At 71.1% G+C, this 15,718-nt stretch carries 14 protein-coding genes; 6 read left to right on the forward strand and 8 right to left on the reverse strand.

Annotated features, from left to right (window positions below):
* Window positions 1-269 precede the first annotated feature (269 nt).
* The 3 genes from VAB18032_RS16630 to VAB18032_RS30135 are packed head-to-tail and all read left to right on the forward strand — an operon-like array spanning window position 270 to window position 3,600.
* The gene (locus VAB18032_RS16630; protein WP_013734032.1) at window positions 270-1,469 is read left to right on the forward strand and encodes an FxsB family cyclophane-forming radical SAM/SPASM peptide maturase; all 1,200 of its coding nucleotides are present in this window, start codon (window positions 270-272) and stop codon (window positions 1,467-1,469) included.
* Window positions 1,466-2,779, forward strand: a complete 1,314-nt coding sequence (locus VAB18032_RS16635; protein ID WP_013734033.1) for an HEXXH motif domain-containing protein — start codon at window positions 1,466-1,468, stop codon at window positions 2,777-2,779. The genes VAB18032_RS16630 and VAB18032_RS16635 overlap by 4 nt, the downstream gene beginning before the upstream one ends.
* 35 nt (window positions 2,780-2,814) lie before the next feature.
* On the forward strand, window positions 2,815-3,600 hold the full coding sequence (locus VAB18032_RS30135; RefSeq protein ID WP_050814616.1) for a hypothetical protein: 786 nt from the start codon (window positions 2,815-2,817) through the stop codon (window positions 3,598-3,600).
* Window positions 3,601-3,630: 30 nt separating this feature from the next.
* Here the strand turns inward: VAB18032_RS30135 and VAB18032_RS16645 are convergent, their stop codons facing one another.
* Together VAB18032_RS16645 and VAB18032_RS16650 are read right to left on the reverse strand one after the other, a co-directional pair.
* A complete protein-coding gene (locus VAB18032_RS16645) occupies window positions 3,631-5,247 on the reverse strand; it encodes a flavin monoamine oxidase family protein (RefSeq protein WP_013734035.1) in 1,617 nt (538 codons plus the stop codon).
* Window positions 5,248-5,351: 104 nt separating this feature from the next.
* A complete protein-coding gene (locus VAB18032_RS16650) occupies window positions 5,352-5,972 on the reverse strand; it encodes a CGNR zinc finger domain-containing protein (protein ID WP_050814617.1) in 621 nt (206 codons plus the stop codon).
* An 89-nt stretch (window positions 5,973-6,061) separates the two neighbouring features.
* Here VAB18032_RS16650 and VAB18032_RS16655 point away from each other — a divergent pair, with 89 nt between their 5' ends.
* The gene (locus VAB18032_RS16655; RefSeq protein ID WP_081476136.1) at window positions 6,062-7,279 is read left to right on the forward strand and encodes an MFS transporter; all 1,218 of its coding nucleotides are present in this window, start codon (window positions 6,062-6,064) and stop codon (window positions 7,277-7,279) included.
* 11 nt (window positions 7,280-7,290) lie between these two features.
* Here the strand turns inward: VAB18032_RS16655 and VAB18032_RS16660 are convergent, their stop codons facing one another.
* Entirely contained in the window at window positions 7,291-8,841 is a 1,551-nt protein-coding gene (locus VAB18032_RS16660) for an NAD(P)/FAD-dependent oxidoreductase (RefSeq protein ID WP_013734038.1), read from the reverse strand.
* 137 nt (window positions 8,842-8,978) lie between these two features.
* Here VAB18032_RS16660 and VAB18032_RS16665 point away from each other — a divergent pair, with 137 nt between their 5' ends.
* Window positions 8,979-10,253, forward strand: coding sequence for a hypothetical protein (locus VAB18032_RS16665; RefSeq protein WP_013734039.1), 1,275 nt, complete (start codon window positions 8,979-8,981; stop codon window positions 10,251-10,253).
* 58 nt (window positions 10,254-10,311) lie between these two features.
* Here the strand turns inward: VAB18032_RS16665 and VAB18032_RS16670 are convergent, their stop codons facing one another.
* Genes VAB18032_RS16670 through VAB18032_RS30790 form a run of 3 tightly spaced genes read right to left on the reverse strand, consistent with a single transcriptional unit; the run spans window position 10,312 to window position 12,275 of the window.
* A complete protein-coding gene (locus VAB18032_RS16670; RefSeq protein ID WP_013734040.1) occupies window positions 10,312-10,875 on the reverse strand; it encodes a dihydrofolate reductase family protein in 564 nt (187 codons plus the stop codon).
* A gap of 58 nt (window positions 10,876-10,933) precedes the next feature.
* Window positions 10,934-11,983: a sigma-70 family RNA polymerase sigma factor gene (locus tag VAB18032_RS16675; protein WP_013734041.1), complete on the reverse strand. Its 1,050-nt coding sequence runs from the start codon at window positions 11,981-11,983 to the stop codon at window positions 10,934-10,936.
* Between the two features lie 37 nt (window positions 11,984-12,020).
* Window positions 12,021-12,275, reverse strand: coding sequence for a helix-turn-helix domain-containing protein (locus VAB18032_RS30790; protein WP_232510817.1), 255 nt, complete (start codon window positions 12,273-12,275; stop codon window positions 12,021-12,023).
* On the opposite strand from VAB18032_RS30790, the gene VAB18032_RS16685 reads away from it, so the two are divergent.
* Window positions 12,274-12,708 carry a MerR family transcriptional regulator gene (locus VAB18032_RS16685; protein ID WP_013734043.1) on the forward strand — a complete coding sequence of 145 codons (435 nt, stop codon included), beginning with the start codon at window positions 12,274-12,276 and terminating at the stop codon, window positions 12,706-12,708. The genes VAB18032_RS30790 and VAB18032_RS16685 overlap by 2 nt on opposite strands.
* 67 nt (window positions 12,709-12,775) lie before the next feature.
* Here VAB18032_RS16685 and VAB18032_RS16690 read toward each other — a convergent pair whose 3' ends face one another.
* Together VAB18032_RS16690 and VAB18032_RS16695 are read right to left on the reverse strand one after the other, a co-directional pair.
* On the reverse strand, window positions 12,776-14,065 hold the full coding sequence (locus tag VAB18032_RS16690; protein WP_043721011.1) for a serpin family protein: 1,290 nt from the start codon (window positions 14,063-14,065) through the stop codon (window positions 12,776-12,778).
* Window positions 14,066-14,383: 318 nt separating this feature from the next.
* Window positions 14,384-15,652 (reverse strand): serine/threonine-protein kinase, encoded by a 1,269-nt coding sequence (locus VAB18032_RS16695; RefSeq protein WP_013734045.1) that lies wholly within the window; start codon window positions 15,650-15,652, stop codon window positions 14,384-14,386.
* Window positions 15,653-15,718 lie beyond the last annotated feature (66 nt).

Genomic DNA, 15,718 nt, shown 5'->3' on the forward strand with positions numbered 1-15,718 from the left:
TCACCGCCTGTCTGCGTATCGCACAATGATCGTGTCGCCTCGAAGCCGGACATAGATCGTTGGCCAGATCCGCTGCGTACGCCCATGATAACGGTACGGCGTCGAGACCAGGGGTGACCGCTGCGCCACCCGAGGCCGGCGGCGGACCGTCTCGGACGACATCCTTCACTGTCTGTCGATCCGCTGGCAACCCGGTCAGCGCCGCTCATCAATGTATGCTGGTGGCATCGACGGCGGCCCTCCGGCCGCCGCCTGTTTTGGAGCCCCTGATGCCCGAATCAGACGACGGGCACCGGACAGCCGGTGATTCGGCCGTCCGCCGCGCCCCGCCGGTAGCCTTCCGCCAGTTCGTGCTCAAGTTGCACAGTCGCTGCGACCTGGCCTGCGACCACTGCTACGTCTACACGATGGCCGACCAGCGGTGGCGGGACCTGCCCCGGATCATGTCGCCCCGGGTGCTCGACGCGACCGCACGCCGCATCGGCGAACATGCCCGCGCCCACCGACTCGACACCGTCTCGGTGATCCTGCACGGTGGCGAACCGCTGCTGGCCGGGCCGGCGCGGATCGAGAGCGCCGTGTCGGCCATCCGACAGGGCGTCGCGCCGGTGCCGACCCGGCTCACGGTGCAGACCAACGGCATCCGGCTGGACGAGGCGTACCTGCGGCTGTTCGACCGGCTCGACGTGCGAATCAGCCTCAGTCTCGACGGTGACCGGGCCGCCCACGACCGGCATCGGCGCGGGCCCGACGGGCGCGGCAGCCACGACCGGGTCGACGCGGCGATCCGCCGGCTCACCACCGGCTATCCGCACCTGTTCAACGGTCTGCTGTGCACCGTCGACCTGCGCAACGATCCGGTGACCACGTACCGCAGCCTGCTGGCGCACCGGCCGCCGACGATGGACTTCCTGCTGCCGCACGGCACCTGGAGCACTCCCCCACCCGGGCGGGTGCCGAAACCGCGCCCTACCCCGTACGCGGACTGGCTGATCACGGTCTTCGAGCAGTGGTACCACGCCGCCGGACCACCGGTGCGGATCCGTCTCTTCGACGAGATCATCCAGGTGCTGCTCGGCGGCCACTCCCGACTCGCCGGGGTGGGCACCAGCCCCGCCGCGGTCGCGGTGGTGCAGACCGACGGGGCCATCGAGATGGACGACACGCTCGCCGCCGCGCACAGCGGCGCCGCCCGCACCGGGCTGCACGTGCTGCGGGACCGGTTCGACGACGCGCTCGACCTGCCGGCGGTCCGCGCGCAGCAGGCCGGGTCGGCGTCCCTCTGTGCCACCTGCCAGGCCTGCGACAGGCGCCGGGTGTGCGGCGGCGGGTTGCGTACCCACCGTTGGCGAGCCGACACCGGCTTCGACAATCCGTCGGTCTACTGCCCCGACCTGTACGCCCTGATCGGCCACATCGGGCGCACGATACGACGGGATCTCGCGGTGCTGTCCGGGGCGGCCCGGTGATCCCCGGCGAGCATCGGCTGCCCCGGGTGGTCCTCGACGAGTTGGCCGCCGGGCGCGGCGGCGCGGACGGGGTGGCCTGGTTACGGGCCGCCCAGCACAGCAAGTCGATGCTGCTGGTCCGCGCGATCATCGCGCTGCTGCGCGAGCGGGGGCATCCCGACCGGGCCGCGATCGAGGCGGCCTATCGGCTGCTGGCCGGGCTGCGGCCCGAGCAGCGGGCCACGGCGCTCGGGCATCCACCGGTCGCCGCCTGGGCGTTCGGCACCGCGGCGCTGCTCGACGGGGACGGCACGGCGCAGGCGTACCCCGGGCTGCTGGCGGCGGTGGCGGCCACCGCCGCCGTACGCGCGGGACTGGAGGCCGACCTCGACGTGCCGCTCGCGGTCGGCGCGGCCGGCCGGTTGGATCTGCCCGGCCTGGGCACGGCGACGTTGCCGGACGCCGCCACCCACGCCCGGGTCCGGGCCAGCCGTGGACACGCCTGGGCGTACGGCGCGGGCGAGCGGGTCGAGATCGGTGCCGGCTCGACCGACAGGCGCTGGCGGCCGGTGCCCCGGCTGGATCTGGCCCACCACGGGCTGCGGTTGTCCCTGCTGCTGGACACTCGCAGTTGGCAGCATGTGCCGGGAATCGGCACCGGTCACCGCATCAGCGGCGGACTGACCGACGCGTGGCGGTCGCGCCTGGACGAGGCGTGGCGTCTGCTGGTCGAGCACCATCGCCCGGTCGCCGAGGAGTTGTCCGGCGCGTTACGCGCGCTGGTGCCGGTCCCCTCGCCCGGCGCCGGCAGCCGCAGCGGCACCTTCCACCACGCCTTCGGGGCGGTGGCCATGTCGCTGCCACCGGACGCCCCGTCCGCCGCCGTCGTGCTGGCCCACGAGATCCAGCACGCCAAACTGGCCGCGCTCAACGACATGTTCGCCCTGCTGGAACCGGGCCCACCCGAGCTGTTCTACACGCCGTGGCGCACCGACCCCCGGCCGTTGGAGGGCCTGCTGCACGGGGTGTACGCCCATCTGGGGGTGGCGGGGTTCTGGCGTCGGCAGGCGCGGGTGACGGTCGACGGTGCGGCCCGGTACCGCGCCGAGGTCGAGTTCGCCCGGTGGAGCCGGGCCGCCGACGACACCGTACGGGTGCTGGCCGCGCAGCGGCGACTGACCCCGGTGGGCCGGCACCTGGTCGACGGGATGGCCGCCGTGCTGGCCGACTGGGCGGCGGAGCCGGTCAGCCCGCCGGCCGCGCAGCGGGCCCACCGGCTGCTCGCCGAGCATCGCGAGCGGTGGGGCCGACGTCGTGCACCGACCGGCTGACAACGCGTATCGCTGAACTCCACTACGCTGTGTCCATGGGGGAGGGTAACGACAGGCCGGCGAGCCGTGAGTGCTTCGTGATCGCACCGATCGGCCCGGAGGGCTCGGACACTCGCAAACGCAGCGACCAGATCCTCAATCACGTCATCCGCCCGGTGGTCGAGGAGCGCGGCTACGTCGCGGTACGTGGCGACGAGATCGAACGCTCCGGCATGATCACCTCGCAGGTGCTGGACCGGATCATCCTGAACGACCTGGTCATCGCTGACCTCACCGACCAGAATCCCAACGTCTTCTACGAGTTGGCCGTCCGGCACGCGCTGCGCAAGCCGTTCGTGCAGTTGCTGGCGAAGGACCAGCAGCTGCCCTTCGACGTGCACGGCATGCGGGTGATCAGCGTCGACCACACCGACCTGGACAGCGTGCACCAGGCCAAGAAGCAGCTCGGTCGGGCCATCGACGCCTTCGGCGAGGGCGACGACATCGTCACCCCGATATCGATCGCCCTCGCCCTTCAGGAGTTGCGCGGCTCGACCAGCCCACGCGAGGCCGGCCTGTCGCAGATCGTCGAAACGCTGCCGCAGATGATGGACATCCTCCAGGACGTGCAGCGCCACCTGGGCACCGGCGGTTTCAGCGAGGGGCCGGCCGACGACGACAACCGCCGGCTGCGCACCCTGGTCGACTCGCTGGCCACCCGGGGCGCGGTCACCGCCGACGAGCTCAGCGGGCTGCTCGGCGGCGGCAACGGCCGCTTCGAACGCTGGGTCGAGGCCCTCATCCAGCGGGTCGGCCGGACCACCAACCACCGGCCCGGCTGAGCCTCCGCCGGGTCGGTCGGTCCGCGCCTGTCAACTCGACATGACCCGGGTGTGCAGGTCGGTGACGACCTTGCGGGCCGACTCGAAGGCACCGGCCTGCCAGGCGATGTAGTGGCTGAGGTGGTCACCGGCGAAGTACACCCGGCCGTCGGGCTCCAGCAGGCGACCGTAGTGTCCGCCGGTGGTGCGCGAGGGCCACGACACCCAGCCGCCCTCGGAGTAGCGGGTGCGTTCCCAGGCCACCGAGAAGGAGGTCTCCAGCTCGGTGCGGTACTTCTCGCCGTGGATGCGTACCCCCTGGGCGACGGCGCGGGCCTCCCGGTCGGCAGGTGACAGTGCGGCGTACGCCCGGGCGTTCGCGCCGTTGTTGTAGTACCCGACGACAACGCCCTTCGCGCCGTGGTAGCCGTACGACGGGTACCAGATCGCGGAGAGATCCAGGTTGGTGTTGGTGATGCCGGAGTAGATCTTCTCGTCCTGCTCCCACCACCGTCGGCGGTACTGCAGACCGATCTTGCCGGTGGCGTTCGGCACCGCGTACGCCAGGGCGGTCCTGACCGGCTCGGTGAGGTTCGACGGGATCTTCGCCAGCACCTGCGGCGGGATGGTGCAGACGCAGAAGTCGGCGGTGGCGGTGCGCGTCCGCCCACCCGGTCCGGTGTAGACCACGGACACCCCGGCACCGGTGTTCGAGATGGAGCGGACCTCCGCGTCGTAGGTGATGTGGCGTCGCCCGACGGCCTCTTCCAGGGCGTACGCGATGCGGTCCATTCCGCCGACGGGCTGGAACATCAGCATCGCCTGGTCGTAGCCGAACTCGAAGGAGAAGTACCGGCCGACGCCGCTGGCCAGCACGTCGGACAACGGGTAGGGGGTGAGCTTCGGGGTGCCCGCCTGGAAGCCGGCGCCCGGTTCCACCTCGTAGCCGCGCCGGTTGGTGCCGGTGTACCGCCAGCTGGCCGCCGGGTCGCCGGCCACCCGGGGGCCGATGGCGCCGAAGGAGCGCAGGAACTCCAGCAGCCGTTCCTTGTCCTCGCCGGTGAGGTGGGTGTCCAGGGCACCCTGGTCGGTGGCCTTGGCGAGCAGTTCGGAGACGTACCCGTAGACGTCGGCCTTGGCCTCACGGTGCCGGATCGGCTGCCCGGACAGCGCACCGACGTTGTCGTTGAAGTAGTAGCTGTCGGCGTTCTGGTTGCCGAAGACCTCGACCGGCACGCCCAGCTCACGGCAGTAGTCGAGGGTCACCATGTGCTGTGCGATCCGCGCCGGCCCGGCGTTGAGGTACTGTCCGCCGCTGAACCGGGCCCGTTGGGTCTGCCCGTCCAGGTCGGTTTCGACGGTGCCGCCCCGTACCGTCCAGTTGCGACCGCCGGGTCGGTTGCGCGCCTCCAGGATCTGCACCCGGTAGCCGGCCTTGGCAAGTTCGTACGCGGTGGCCAGGCCGGCCACGCCGGCGCCGAGGATCAGGACGGATTTGGCGGACCGGCCGGTCAGGGTGAAGTCCGATCGGTTCGGCGCCCGAAACGCGGGTGCCGCCTGGGCGGCCGGTGCCAGGCCGAGGGCAACCATCGTGCTGTAGAGGACGCCCGCTCCGCCGGAGACTCCGACGGCCTGCAGGAACTGACGCCGCGTCGTGGGACTGGTCATCGCCGCCTCCTCGCTGAAGATCGATGCGTGACGATCTCAGCGGCGGGTTTCACCGGCGGGTCAGCCCGGTAACACGGGCATCACCGCCCGACCGGACGGCGATCTCACCGGGCGGCGCGACTGCGGCGGGCGGTGACGTAGCGGCGGATCTTCTCGGCGGTGCCGCAGTCGTCCATGCTGCACCAGCGGCGGCTGCGGTTCTTGCTCTCGTCGTAGAAGAGGAACCGGCATCCGCCGCAGCCCTTGATCCGGTCCAGTTGGCCCGTGGTGAGCAGGCCGACGGCCGCGTGTACGACCGGTCGCAGTGGCCGGGCGAGGGTGCCGTCGGCGTGCCAGGTCCACCCGTAGGTGAGGTCGCGTTCGAGTCGTGCGTGGCGCAGCGCTTCTGCTTCGTCGTCTCGCAGCCGGGCCAGCACGGATGCGCTCGGGTCCCGGCCGGTGGCCAGCGCCCGGAACGCCTCGTCGAGGTCGTCGCGGATGCGCAGCGCCTGCCCGAAGGCGGCCTCGGCACCACCCGGATCGTCACGAGAGCCTCGGCGTAGCGCTGCGGCCTGCGCCGGGGTGAGCGCGCCCGCGTACACGCCCCAGGCGACCAGGTCGGAATAGCTGGTGAGGGTGTCGTCGTCCGGCGCTCCGGCGGGTGGACCGGAGCGGGTGTTGACGAAGTCCAGGGCGAGGTTGCCGCCCACCAGGCGCATCCGCGTGACGTCCTCGGGCGTTTCCATCGAAATCCACTTTACCAGTTGACCCATCGACGAGCGACACTTAGTTTCCTCCGTAACAGGTTTAGGGAGTAACAGCGGGGAGGGGTCGGATGAGGCGCAGTCGGGCAGTGGGAGCGTTGATCGGCCTGTCCGGGGGGACGTTCCTCTACACCACCGCCGAGGCGCTGCCCATCGGACTGTTACTGCCCATGGCCGCCGACCTGGCCGTCACACCGCCGCAGGTCGGCCTGCTCGTCACCGCGTACGGCGCGGTGGTGATGATCGCCTCGGTCCCGTTGACGGCGTTGGTCCGCACGGTCCCCCGCCGACGGTTGCTGTCGACCCTGCTGGCCGGCTTCGTCCTCAGCACCGCCATCACGGTGGTGGCGGACGATCTCACACTGCTCCTGGCGGCCAGGATGGCGACCGCCGCCACGCACGCGTTGTTCTGGGCGGTCGTGGTGCCGGCAGCGGCCGAACTGTTCCCACCTCGACTGCGCGGGCGGGTGGTCGCGGTCGTCTTCGCCGGCGGCACCGTCGCGCTGGCGCTCGGCGTACCCGCGGGAACCTGGCTGGGTGAGCGGGCCGGCTGGCGGGCCTCGTTCCTGGCGGTCGCCGCGCTCGGTGCGGCCGTGCTCGCCACGGTGGCCTCGCTGCTGCCCTCGACGCGGCCCGACCAGGGGCATGCCGCTCGCGGTGCGACGCCCGACGCCCGGCGCTTCTGGTTGTTGGTCGCCGTGGCCGTCCTCGCGACCGCCGGCGCCATCGCCGCCTACACCTATGTCGCCCTCTTCGTCACCGAGGTGGCCGGCTTCTCCGCCACATCCGTCGGGGCCATCCTGCTGGTACGCGGAATCGCCAGCGTCCTCGGCATCCTCGCCGTCGCCGCAGTGGTGGACCGTGGCCCGTGGTCGGTGCTGGCCGCGACCGTCGCGTTGCAGTCGGGGGCACTGCTCGGCCTCTACGCCTTCGGCCACCGACCGGGGGTGGCCGTCGCCCTGATCGCGGTGGCCGGGCTCGCTTTCGCCGCGTTCACCGCCGCCCTCGGCGGCCTGGTGCTCCAGGTGGCCCCCGGGCGGTCCGACCTGGCCGCCGCCACCGTCTCCGCCGCGGTCAACGTCGGCATCACCGCCGGAGCCCTGATCGGCGGTCTCGCCCTGCCGAACCACGGCGTACGCAGCACGGTGCTGATCGGCGCCCTGCTCGGCGTCGCCGCCGCGATGCTGGCTGTCGGCGAACGACGCCTCCGACCCGTCGCCAGGACAGAGCACCGACGGTACGACGAGAAGCCCTCCGGCTCAGCGGCGCAATCCGAGCGCGTGTCCTGAGGCCCCTCGGATCAGCGCGGCACACCCGTGTTGCGGTGGACGTCCGCGGGGATCTCGACGGCGAGGGTGGTCGCGGCGGGCAGCGGCGGGGCCGGCATCAGTGGCGCGTCACGGCCGGTGCCGTGCCGCCCGTCGCCGCGCGAGGTCTCCTCGTGGTAGTCCTGCTCCACGTTCACCGACCAGACGTCGTGGCCGGCGTCGCGCACGATGTTCTCGACGGTCAGCATCGCCGTCAGCATCGAGTGGTCCTGGTTGTTGTAGCGGTGCATGCCGTTGCGCCCGACGGGGTGCACGTTCGGCACCTCGCGGGCCAGCCACTGCCGGATCACGTCGACGTTGCGCTGGTAGCGCTCGTCGTAGACCGGGTACGCCTTCGGCATCCGCACCACGTAGCCGGCCTCGACCACCCCGGGCCGGACCAGTCCCAGCGTCTCCAACTCCCGGATCGCGGCGACGATCAGGTCGGCGTCGGGCGTACGCCAGGTCTCGTCGCCCACCGACACGAAGTACTCCAGCCCGAGGCAGGTCCGACCGTCCTTGACCAGGTACGGCGACCAGGAGCCGAAGTTCTGGATGCGGCCCGCCTTCACGTCCGGGTCGTGCACGTAGATCCAGTTGTCGGGGAAGGAGAACTCCGCCGGTACGACGAGCGCCACGGTGAGGAAGTCCCGGTAGCGCAGATCCTCGGCGGCGGCGAGGACCTGCGGCGGCGGGGCCGGACGCAGCGCCGCCACCAGTTCCGAGATGGGCATCGAGGAGATGACGTGGTCGGCCGGCTCGGTGCGTCGGCCGTCCACGCCGTCGACGGTGACCGAGGTCGCCCGCCGCTGCTGAGGGTCGCGGTGCACGGCGGTGACCCAGGTGCCGGTCTGCACCGTGCCGCCGTGTCGCCGTACCTGCTCGGCGCAGCGTTCCCACATCATGCCCGGCCCCAGCTTCGGGTACTGGAACTCCTCGATCAGGCTTGTCACGTCGGTGCGGTTGCGTTTCGGCAGCACCGCGTTGCGGACCGCCTTGGCCAGCGACAGGTTCTTGATCCGCTGCGCCGCCCAGTCCGCCTGCAGCTGGTCGGCAGGCATGCCCCAGACCTTCTCGGTGTACGTCTTGAAGAAGATCGAATACAGCCGCCAACCGAAGCGGGCCGACACCCACCCCTCGAAGTGCGACTGGTCCCTCGGTGGCCGCAACCGGGCACGGGCGTACGACGCCATGCACCTGGCCGCTTCCCACAGGCCGAGGTTGCGCAGCGCGTTGCCGGCGTTGAGCGGGTAGTCGTAGAGCGCCCCCCGGTAGTAGATCCGGCTCATCCGGGGGCGGAGCAGGAAGTCCTCGTCCGGCAGGATCTCGTGCCAGAAGTCCTCGACCCGGGACACCTTCGTGAAGAAGCGGTGCCCGCCGATGTCGAAACGCCAGCCGTCGCGTTCCACCGTCCGGCTGATGCCACCGACCACCCCGTCGGCCTCGAAGACCCGCACCGGCGCGCCGTGGCGGAGCAGTTCGTACGCCGCAGTCAGTCCCGCCGGACCCGCACCGATCACCACAGTGCCGTGCTCGTCGCCCATGACCCTCGCCACCTCACGTCCCCCGACCGACCCGGCCGGTTACCCGCCTTCGCGGCGATGTCACCTGCCTGCTGCGGGTGTGGTCGCCGCCGGAGCGGGTACGCCGACCCGATTCGTGCGCGACGGTCGGGGGACGCATGGTCGGGACGGGCCGGGTGGGCCGGGCGCTCGCGCGGGTGCCGGCACCCTGGCCGTACGTGCTCGCGGTCTTCCTCGGCACGAAGATCGTCTTCACGCTGGTCGGAGTGCTCACGCTCGCCGCCTTCGACGGCACCGAGTGGGCGCCCCCGCCCGACGAGGCGCAGATGCGCCAGCAGCAGCGGGAAGTCTCGCCCCACGGGTGGCTGTCGCTCTGGTTCGCCTGGGACTCGTTCCTCTACCACCACCTGGCCCGGCTGCCGCTCGACGAACCGTGGACGGATTTCGCCTTCCCGCTGCTGTATCCGTTCCTCGCCCGGCCGCTGGCACCGCTGCTGGGCGGCGACACCGCGCTGGCCCTGCTGGTCATCGCCAACGTGGCCTTCGTCGGTGTGCTCTACTACGGCGTCCGCCTCGGCGAGCGCCTGCTGACCGACGATCGGGGCCCTGCCACCGACCGTGCCGACGGGCCGGACGCTGCCACCAGCCGCATCGGCGGGTCGGGCGCTGCCGGCGGGTCGGGTGACGGTGGCCGGGCGGCGCGGCGGTTCGTGCGGTACCTGGTGCTGCTGCCCACCGCCTTCCTGTTCCACGCGGCGCTGACCGAGTCCCTCTTCCTCTGCCTGACGCTGGCCACCTTCTACTACGCGGAGAAACGACGCTGGCTGCTGGTCGGCGTCATCGGCTTCTTCCTCGCGTTGAGCCGGTCGGCCGGGTTCTTCGTGGCGCTACCGCTGGTCCTGGTGTTGCTGCGCCAGGGCGGCTATCGGCTGCGTCCGCGGGCCCTGTGGGGATATCTCCGAGCCGGGTGGCCGCTGCTGCTGTTGCCCGCAGGCTGGCTCAGCTTCATGGCGTTCTGCTGGTGGCAGAGCGGCGACTGGTTCGCCTACAAGCACGCGCAGGAGCAGGGTTGGAACATCCGGGTGCAGAACCCGCTCGGCGTCCTCTGGCACGGCCTGACCGGAGCGGCACCGGACGCCGTACGGGTCTGGATCGCCGTCCTGTTCCTCGCCGTCCTCGTCGCCGGCGCCCGCCGCCTGGGCCTGCCCTACCTGGTGTACGGGGTGATGATGGTGCTGGTGCCGCTGTCGATGGGCACCCCCGTCTACAAGAGCCTGCTGCGCTATCTGCTCGCGGTGTTCCCGGTGGCCCTGGTGCTGGCCGGCTGGGCACGACGACCCCAGCTCGACGTCTGGCTGACCGCCGTGCTCGCGGTGTTGCAGGGCGCTCTGTTCGTCATCTGGCTCGCCTACTGGACCCACTTCATCATCTGAGACAGCGGGGCTGGTCGAGGTCCGGACCAGCGTGCGGGCTGGTCCGGACCCCGGGGCGCTAGGCTGCCGCCGGCCGGTAGCGGACGTCCACCTCGGCAGTCGGGTCGTCGGCACCGACGCGGTGCAGGTAGATCGGACGGCCGCCGAGGTGCTCGTAGAGCCGGATGCCGTCACCCAGCAACACCGGCGCGATGTGCAGGTCGATCTCGTCGATCAGGCCACGTTCGAGGAGTTGGCGGCCGATGTCCGGCGACAGCACCTCCACGTTCCTGCCGTCGGCGGCCGCCAACGCGATCCGCACCGCCTCCGCCACATCGCAGTTGAGGAACGTCACCCGGTCAGCGGGTTTCGCGTCCTCGGGATGGTGGGTCAGCACGAAGACCGGGCCGGTCCAGTCGCCGCCGTAGACATTGCCGGCGTCGGGGAACATGTCCCAGCCACGGCGGCCGCCGAGGATGGCGCCTGTCGTCTCGACGTACTGCTGGATGAAGCCGGGCCGCTCGGAGATGCCGGTCTGCATCCACGTCATGTCGTGATCCGGTCCCGCCACGAATCCGTCCAGTGACATGGTGAAATGCCACAGAACCTTGCCGCCGGCGGTCTGTGGTGCGAAGTCGCTCATGCTGTCCTCCTGGTGCGATCGGTCGTACCGAAGAAGAGACGGCAGCCGCGACGAAAACTCATCGGTCCAGCGTCGGCGGGAGGCCGAACGCCGGGAAGAGCGCCGGCTCGTGGAACGCGACGATCTCGGTGATCAGCCCGTCGCGTACCTGCAACACTCCGATCCCGAACGGCTCGAAGACCTGCTGGCCCGGCGGTCGGCGGTAGCTCGCCGCGGCGAGCTGTCCGTTGGCGCTCGTCGGAATCATCCGCAACGCGCCGATGTACTCGGCGGAGGTCGGGTCCCAGGTCGCGGCCAGCGCCGCGAGGACGGACTCACGATCTGCGAACCACTCCGGCAACGGCGGCATGGTCGCCCGCACATCCTTGGCCAGCAGTTCGGCCACCTCGTCGAGATCGCCGCGCTCGACCGCGTCCAGGTATCGCCGCAGCACCTGCCGCTGCGGTTCGGTCGGTGGCGCGGCCGGAGCCCAGTCCGACCGGCCCGGCGGGAGGTGCTCCCGCAACGTCACGCGGGCCCGTTGCAACGCGCTGTTTACCGAGGCGACGCTGCCGTCGAGCACCTGGGCGGTCTGCCGCGCCGGCCAGCCCAGCACGTCGCAGAGGATCACCGCCGCGCGCTGCCGGGGCGGCAGGTGCTGCATCGCCGCCAGGAACGCCAGTTCCAGGGTCTCCCGCGCCACGACGGCCGCCTCCGGCTCGTCCTGGCGCGGCGCGACCGGCTCCCGCACCGTACGTGGCTCCCGCAGCGGGCGTGCTTCCCGCAGGGCGTACGGTTCGCGCAGCGCGTCGGGAAACGGTTGCAGCCACGGGCCGGTGACCAGGGTCGCCACGGGCTGCCCCGGCGCATAGTCCGGGTTGGCCTGATCGGGCAGCAACCGCCGCTTGCGCCCGTCGAGGGCGTCGAGGCAGACGTTTGTGGCGATGCGGTAGAGCCAGCTGCGCAGCGATGACCGACCTTCGAACCCGTCCCGCGCCCGCCACGCCTTCAGGAAGACCTCCTGCACGAGGTCCTCCGCCTCGTCGAAGGAGCCGACCATCCGGTAGCAGTGGACGCGCAGCTCACGCCGGTGCTGCTCGATCCGGGAGGCGAAGTCGTCGTCGCTCACCGGGCGACCGTACCGAACCGGAGGCGGTTTCAGCCGGTCACCGGGCTCGGGCGAGTTTGCGGTGCTGGCTCGGGCTGACCCCGTTGACGCGTTTGAATGCTGCGCTGAAGCCGAAGGCGTCCGCGTAGCCGATGCGGCGCGCCACGGCAGCGACGGTCGCGGTGGTGTCAGCCAGCATGTCGGCGGCGAGGGTCATCCGCCATTCGGTCAGGTAGGCCCGGCGTCGACTACCGTAAAAGCTGACGTTGACGTCAAGGGCAGGTCGGACAGCAACCCGGAGGAGGACACGCATGCGGATCGGTGACATCGCGCGACAGGCCGGCGTCAGCGCCCGCGCGCTGCGGTACTACGAAGAGCAGGGTCTGCTCACCTCCGAGCGCTCCCCCACCGGCCAGCGCATCTACCCCGCATCAGCCGTCGAACGTGTTCGGCTGATCCAGCTGCTCTTCACCGCCGGCCTACCCAGCCGGACCATCCTTGCGCTGATGCCCCACATCGACACCGGGCACGGCTCCCCCGAGGCCGTCGAGTTGATGGCCGCCGAGCGCGAACGCATCAGCGCCGCCATCGCCGGCCTTACCGCCGCACGCGACACCCTCGACCGCATGATCGACATCGCGCACCATCCGACCTCCGAACACTGCCCCGCCCTGCGTGAACCTCCGTGGACGGCATACCACGCCGACGCGGCGACCACGGCCGCCGCCGTGCCGGTCACCGCCTGATCCCGTACGCCAGGAGCGGCACGTGCTTGGGGTCGCTTCGGTGTCGTCGTGGCGGGGTGTCCGATTCCTACGGGGTGCTGACCAGTGGGTCGTGGACTCGGCCGAGGAACAGCGGCACGCCGGTGTACCAGTCGTGGATCACGTACAGGAACGGCCGGTTCACGAAGAACTGCGGCCCCTGCGGGATCGACGGCGGCGGGATGATGACAGCCGACGCGGCTGCCGCCTCGGTGCCCTTCTCGTCCACCGCGATGAACGTCTCGTGCAGCACGTCGTCGATGTACAGGGCCGAATCGGTGCTCATGCCACTGAGATCGGCCTGCGGCGTGAACGCCGTGGGCATGCCGAGGTTGCTCAGCGCGACAGCCAGCTGCGCCGGCAGGCGGAACGTCCACCGGGGCAGCCGCAGCTGGACGGTGGCGCCGCCGAACCCGGTCAGCAACGCGCTCAGCCACGCCCCGTCGAGGTTCGCCTCGATCGCGGCGAGATCGTCCCCGGTCGGCATGACGATGGCCATACCCAGCCGGTCCCCCGCGAACGGCACGTCGACCGCCCGCCACCCGTCGCCGACCTGGTAGCCCATCCCGGCGAACGGCCCCCGCATCATCGGTACGCCGACCACGCTGCCGTCGTCCCGGGTGAACGACTCGGTCGCGGTCAACGCCGGAAGGAACTGGTATCTCCAGGCGGCCTTGAGGTAGGTCGTGTTTGTGAGAATCAGCTTGGTGCCGGGGCTCACCGCACCGATCGGCAACAGCTCGGGGATCTTCGCGTTGGTCCGGTCGGAGACCCAGGTGTTGATCTCCTGACGGGCCGCTTCCGGCGCGCCGGCGAAGTCGACCGGGTGCGGCGCGGCACCGTAGTAGCCGGCCAGCGTGTCCTGGAAGCCGGGTCGCAGGCCCAGGCCGAGCCGGGTCCACAGAGCGTTGGCCGTCCTCAGCAGGGGCCGGGCTGTCCCGTCGCCGTCCTGGTAGCGGGTGGCGAGGGTCTGTTCGATGGTGTTGAGGCCGCTGTCGAGCGCGCCGGGTCGGGGATGCGGCGCGTGCAGCACGGCGTCCATCTCGGCCGCCGTGGCCGAACCGGCGCCCGCCCGGGTCATCGCCAGGGCGAGCCCGACCGAGTACGGCGCACAGACCACGTTGTCGCCGGGACGGGTCGAGGCCAGTTCGCGGTAGAGGTCGGCCGAGAAGCCGCGCACGGCGGTCGCGGCGGCGGCCAGCGTGGCAGGATCGGGGGGTACGCGTATCGGATCGGTCGATGTGGACGATTCGTCGAGACGGCGGAGTTGACCTGGGGTGGCGGTGAGTGCGGCGGCCGCGAGGGGCACGGTCCGCAATACCGATCGACGCGAGACCATATCTCGACGGTAATGCAGCCCCACGCCGGAACACCAGGTCAACACCGAAAATACATCGAAGTTCTGCGATATGTTGCAGCCGCTTGTCCGTCGGGCACCGGAACCGCGTGGTGACGGGGGCGTCAGCCGTCTGCTTCACCGGCGGCGCTTGTTGAGGCCCGGCAGGCCGCCGGAGACCGTCCGTACGCTGCCGTCCGGGTTGCTCCGACCCGGTCTCTGGGCCGAATGAACCTGGTCTCTCTCGGTGTCGGCGAGGTGGCTGGCAGGCGAAGGTCCGTCGGGGTCACGACGGCAGCGCGGACAAGCCCATCAGAGCTTTCACGCCATCGTGTCAATGCCAGATGTGATCGAACTGGCGGGCCCGGCCAGTTCCTGCCGGCAGGTCGCGGCGCGGCGCCGACAATTCTCGGCGAGGTCGAGATCGGTCGCTGCCTGTTCGAGATCGTCGGCCAGGGCCTCGAACTGCTGACCTGCGCGCCGGAGGTCACCGGCGAGCATGTGCAGATTGGCGATGTCCATCCGCAGGGCGACGACCTGCCATGCACCGGGGTGCACATCGCAGGTGCGAAGGAATCCCTCCAACAACTCGGCTGCCTGGACGAACCGTTCGTGCTCGGCGAGTTGTTGCGCCCGCGCACGCACCACAGTGAAGTCCTGCCGCGAGGGCGGCACGAACGCCGCGTCAGCCGTCGGCGTCGACCCGACCGGGTCGGATGTGCGCGGCGGGGGTGCTGACGGGTGTGCGGGCCGGCCCCCGAGGAAGGGTGCCAGCAGCTTCTCGACCTCGGCGGCCGATGGTGGCCGCTCCGCCGGGTCCTTGGCGAGCAGACAGAACAGCAGGTGCGCCAGGTCATCCGGCACGTCCGACCGGTGCTCGGTGACGATCGGGATCGGGGCGCCCATGTGCAGACGCAGCATCTCCGGCGCGTTGGTCGCCTGGTAGGGCGGCCGACCGGCGAGCATCTCGTAGAGGATGCAGCCCAGGGCGTAGAGGTCGGCCACCGGTCCTACCCGGCTGCCGGCGGCCTGCTCGGGAGCGATGTAGGCGGGGGTGCCGAGGGTACGGCCGGTGGTGGTGAGGCGGGACGCCTCGGCCGGCCCGAGCAGTGCGGCAACCCCGAAGTCCAGGACCTTCACCGCCCCGGTGGGGGTGAGCACGAGGTTCTGAGGCTTCAGGTCCCGGTGCACGAGGGACGCGCGGTGGGCGGCGTCGAGCACGGAACAGATCTGCGCGGCGATCGACGCCGCCTCGTGCACGGGTAGCCGCTCCTGCTCGGCGATGTGGTCTGCGAGGACGATTCCACGGACGAGTTGCATGACCAGGTAGAGGTCTTCACCGTGCTCGCCGAGGTCGTACACGGCCGGGACCCCGGGGTGGTCGAGCCGGGCGGTGGCGCGGGCCTCCCGCCGGAATCGTTTGGCCGCGACCGCACGCTCGTCCTCCGGCACCTCCGACTGGCGGAGGAATTTGATGGCCACCGGCCGGTCGAGCCGTTCGTCGTAGCCCGCCCAGACCTGCCCCATCCCGCCGCGTCCGATCGGATACGTCAACTCGTACCGGTCGCCGATGCGGTCCCGTGCCTGCACCCCTGGCCTCCCCTGCTGCCCGCCGGCCCTACGGCGCCACCCGACCCGGGCAGGGTGTCGAGCCCC

Origin of the sequence: Micromonospora maris AB-18-032, assembly GCF_000204155.1 — a bacterium.
Taxonomy (GTDB): domain Bacteria; phylum Actinomycetota; class Actinomycetes; order Mycobacteriales; family Micromonosporaceae; genus Micromonospora; species Micromonospora gifhornensis.

Bases quoted from the DNA above. Each gene is read 5' to 3' on its own strand.
- VAB18032_RS16630 (WP_013734032.1), top strand. From the start codon at position 270: ATGCCCGAATCAGACGACGGGCACCGGACAGCCGGTGATTCGGCCGTC.
- VAB18032_RS30135 (WP_050814616.1), top strand. From the start codon at position 2,815: ATGGGGGAGGGTAACGACAGGCCGGCGAGCCGTGAGTGCTTCGTGATC.
- VAB18032_RS16645 (WP_013734035.1), bottom strand. From the start codon at position 5,247: ATGACCAGTCCCACGACGCGGCGTCAGTTCCTGCAGGCCGTCGGAGTC.
- VAB18032_RS16650 (WP_050814617.1), bottom strand. From the start codon at position 5,972: ATGGAAACGCCCGAGGACGTCACGCGGATGCGCCTGGTGGGCGGCAAC.
- VAB18032_RS16655 (WP_081476136.1), top strand. From the start codon at position 6,062: ATGAGGCGCAGTCGGGCAGTGGGAGCGTTGATCGGCCTGTCCGGGGGG.
- VAB18032_RS16660 (WP_013734038.1), bottom strand. From the start codon at position 8,841: ATGGGCGACGAGCACGGCACTGTGGTGATCGGTGCGGGTCCGGCGGGA.
- VAB18032_RS16665 (WP_013734039.1), top strand. From the start codon at position 8,979: ATGGTCGGGACGGGCCGGGTGGGCCGGGCGCTCGCGCGGGTGCCGGCA.
- VAB18032_RS16670 (WP_013734040.1), bottom strand. From the start codon at position 10,875: ATGAGCGACTTCGCACCACAGACCGCCGGCGGCAAGGTTCTGTGGCAT.
- VAB18032_RS16685 (WP_013734043.1), top strand. From the start codon at position 12,274: ATGCGGATCGGTGACATCGCGCGACAGGCCGGCGTCAGCGCCCGCGCG.
- VAB18032_RS30790 (WP_232510817.1), bottom strand. From the start codon at position 12,275: ATGCGTGTCCTCCTCCGGGTTGCTGTCCGACCTGCCCTTGACGTCAAC.
- VAB18032_RS16690 (WP_043721011.1), bottom strand. From the start codon at position 14,065: ATGGTCTCGCGTCGATCGGTATTGCGGACCGTGCCCCTCGCGGCCGCC.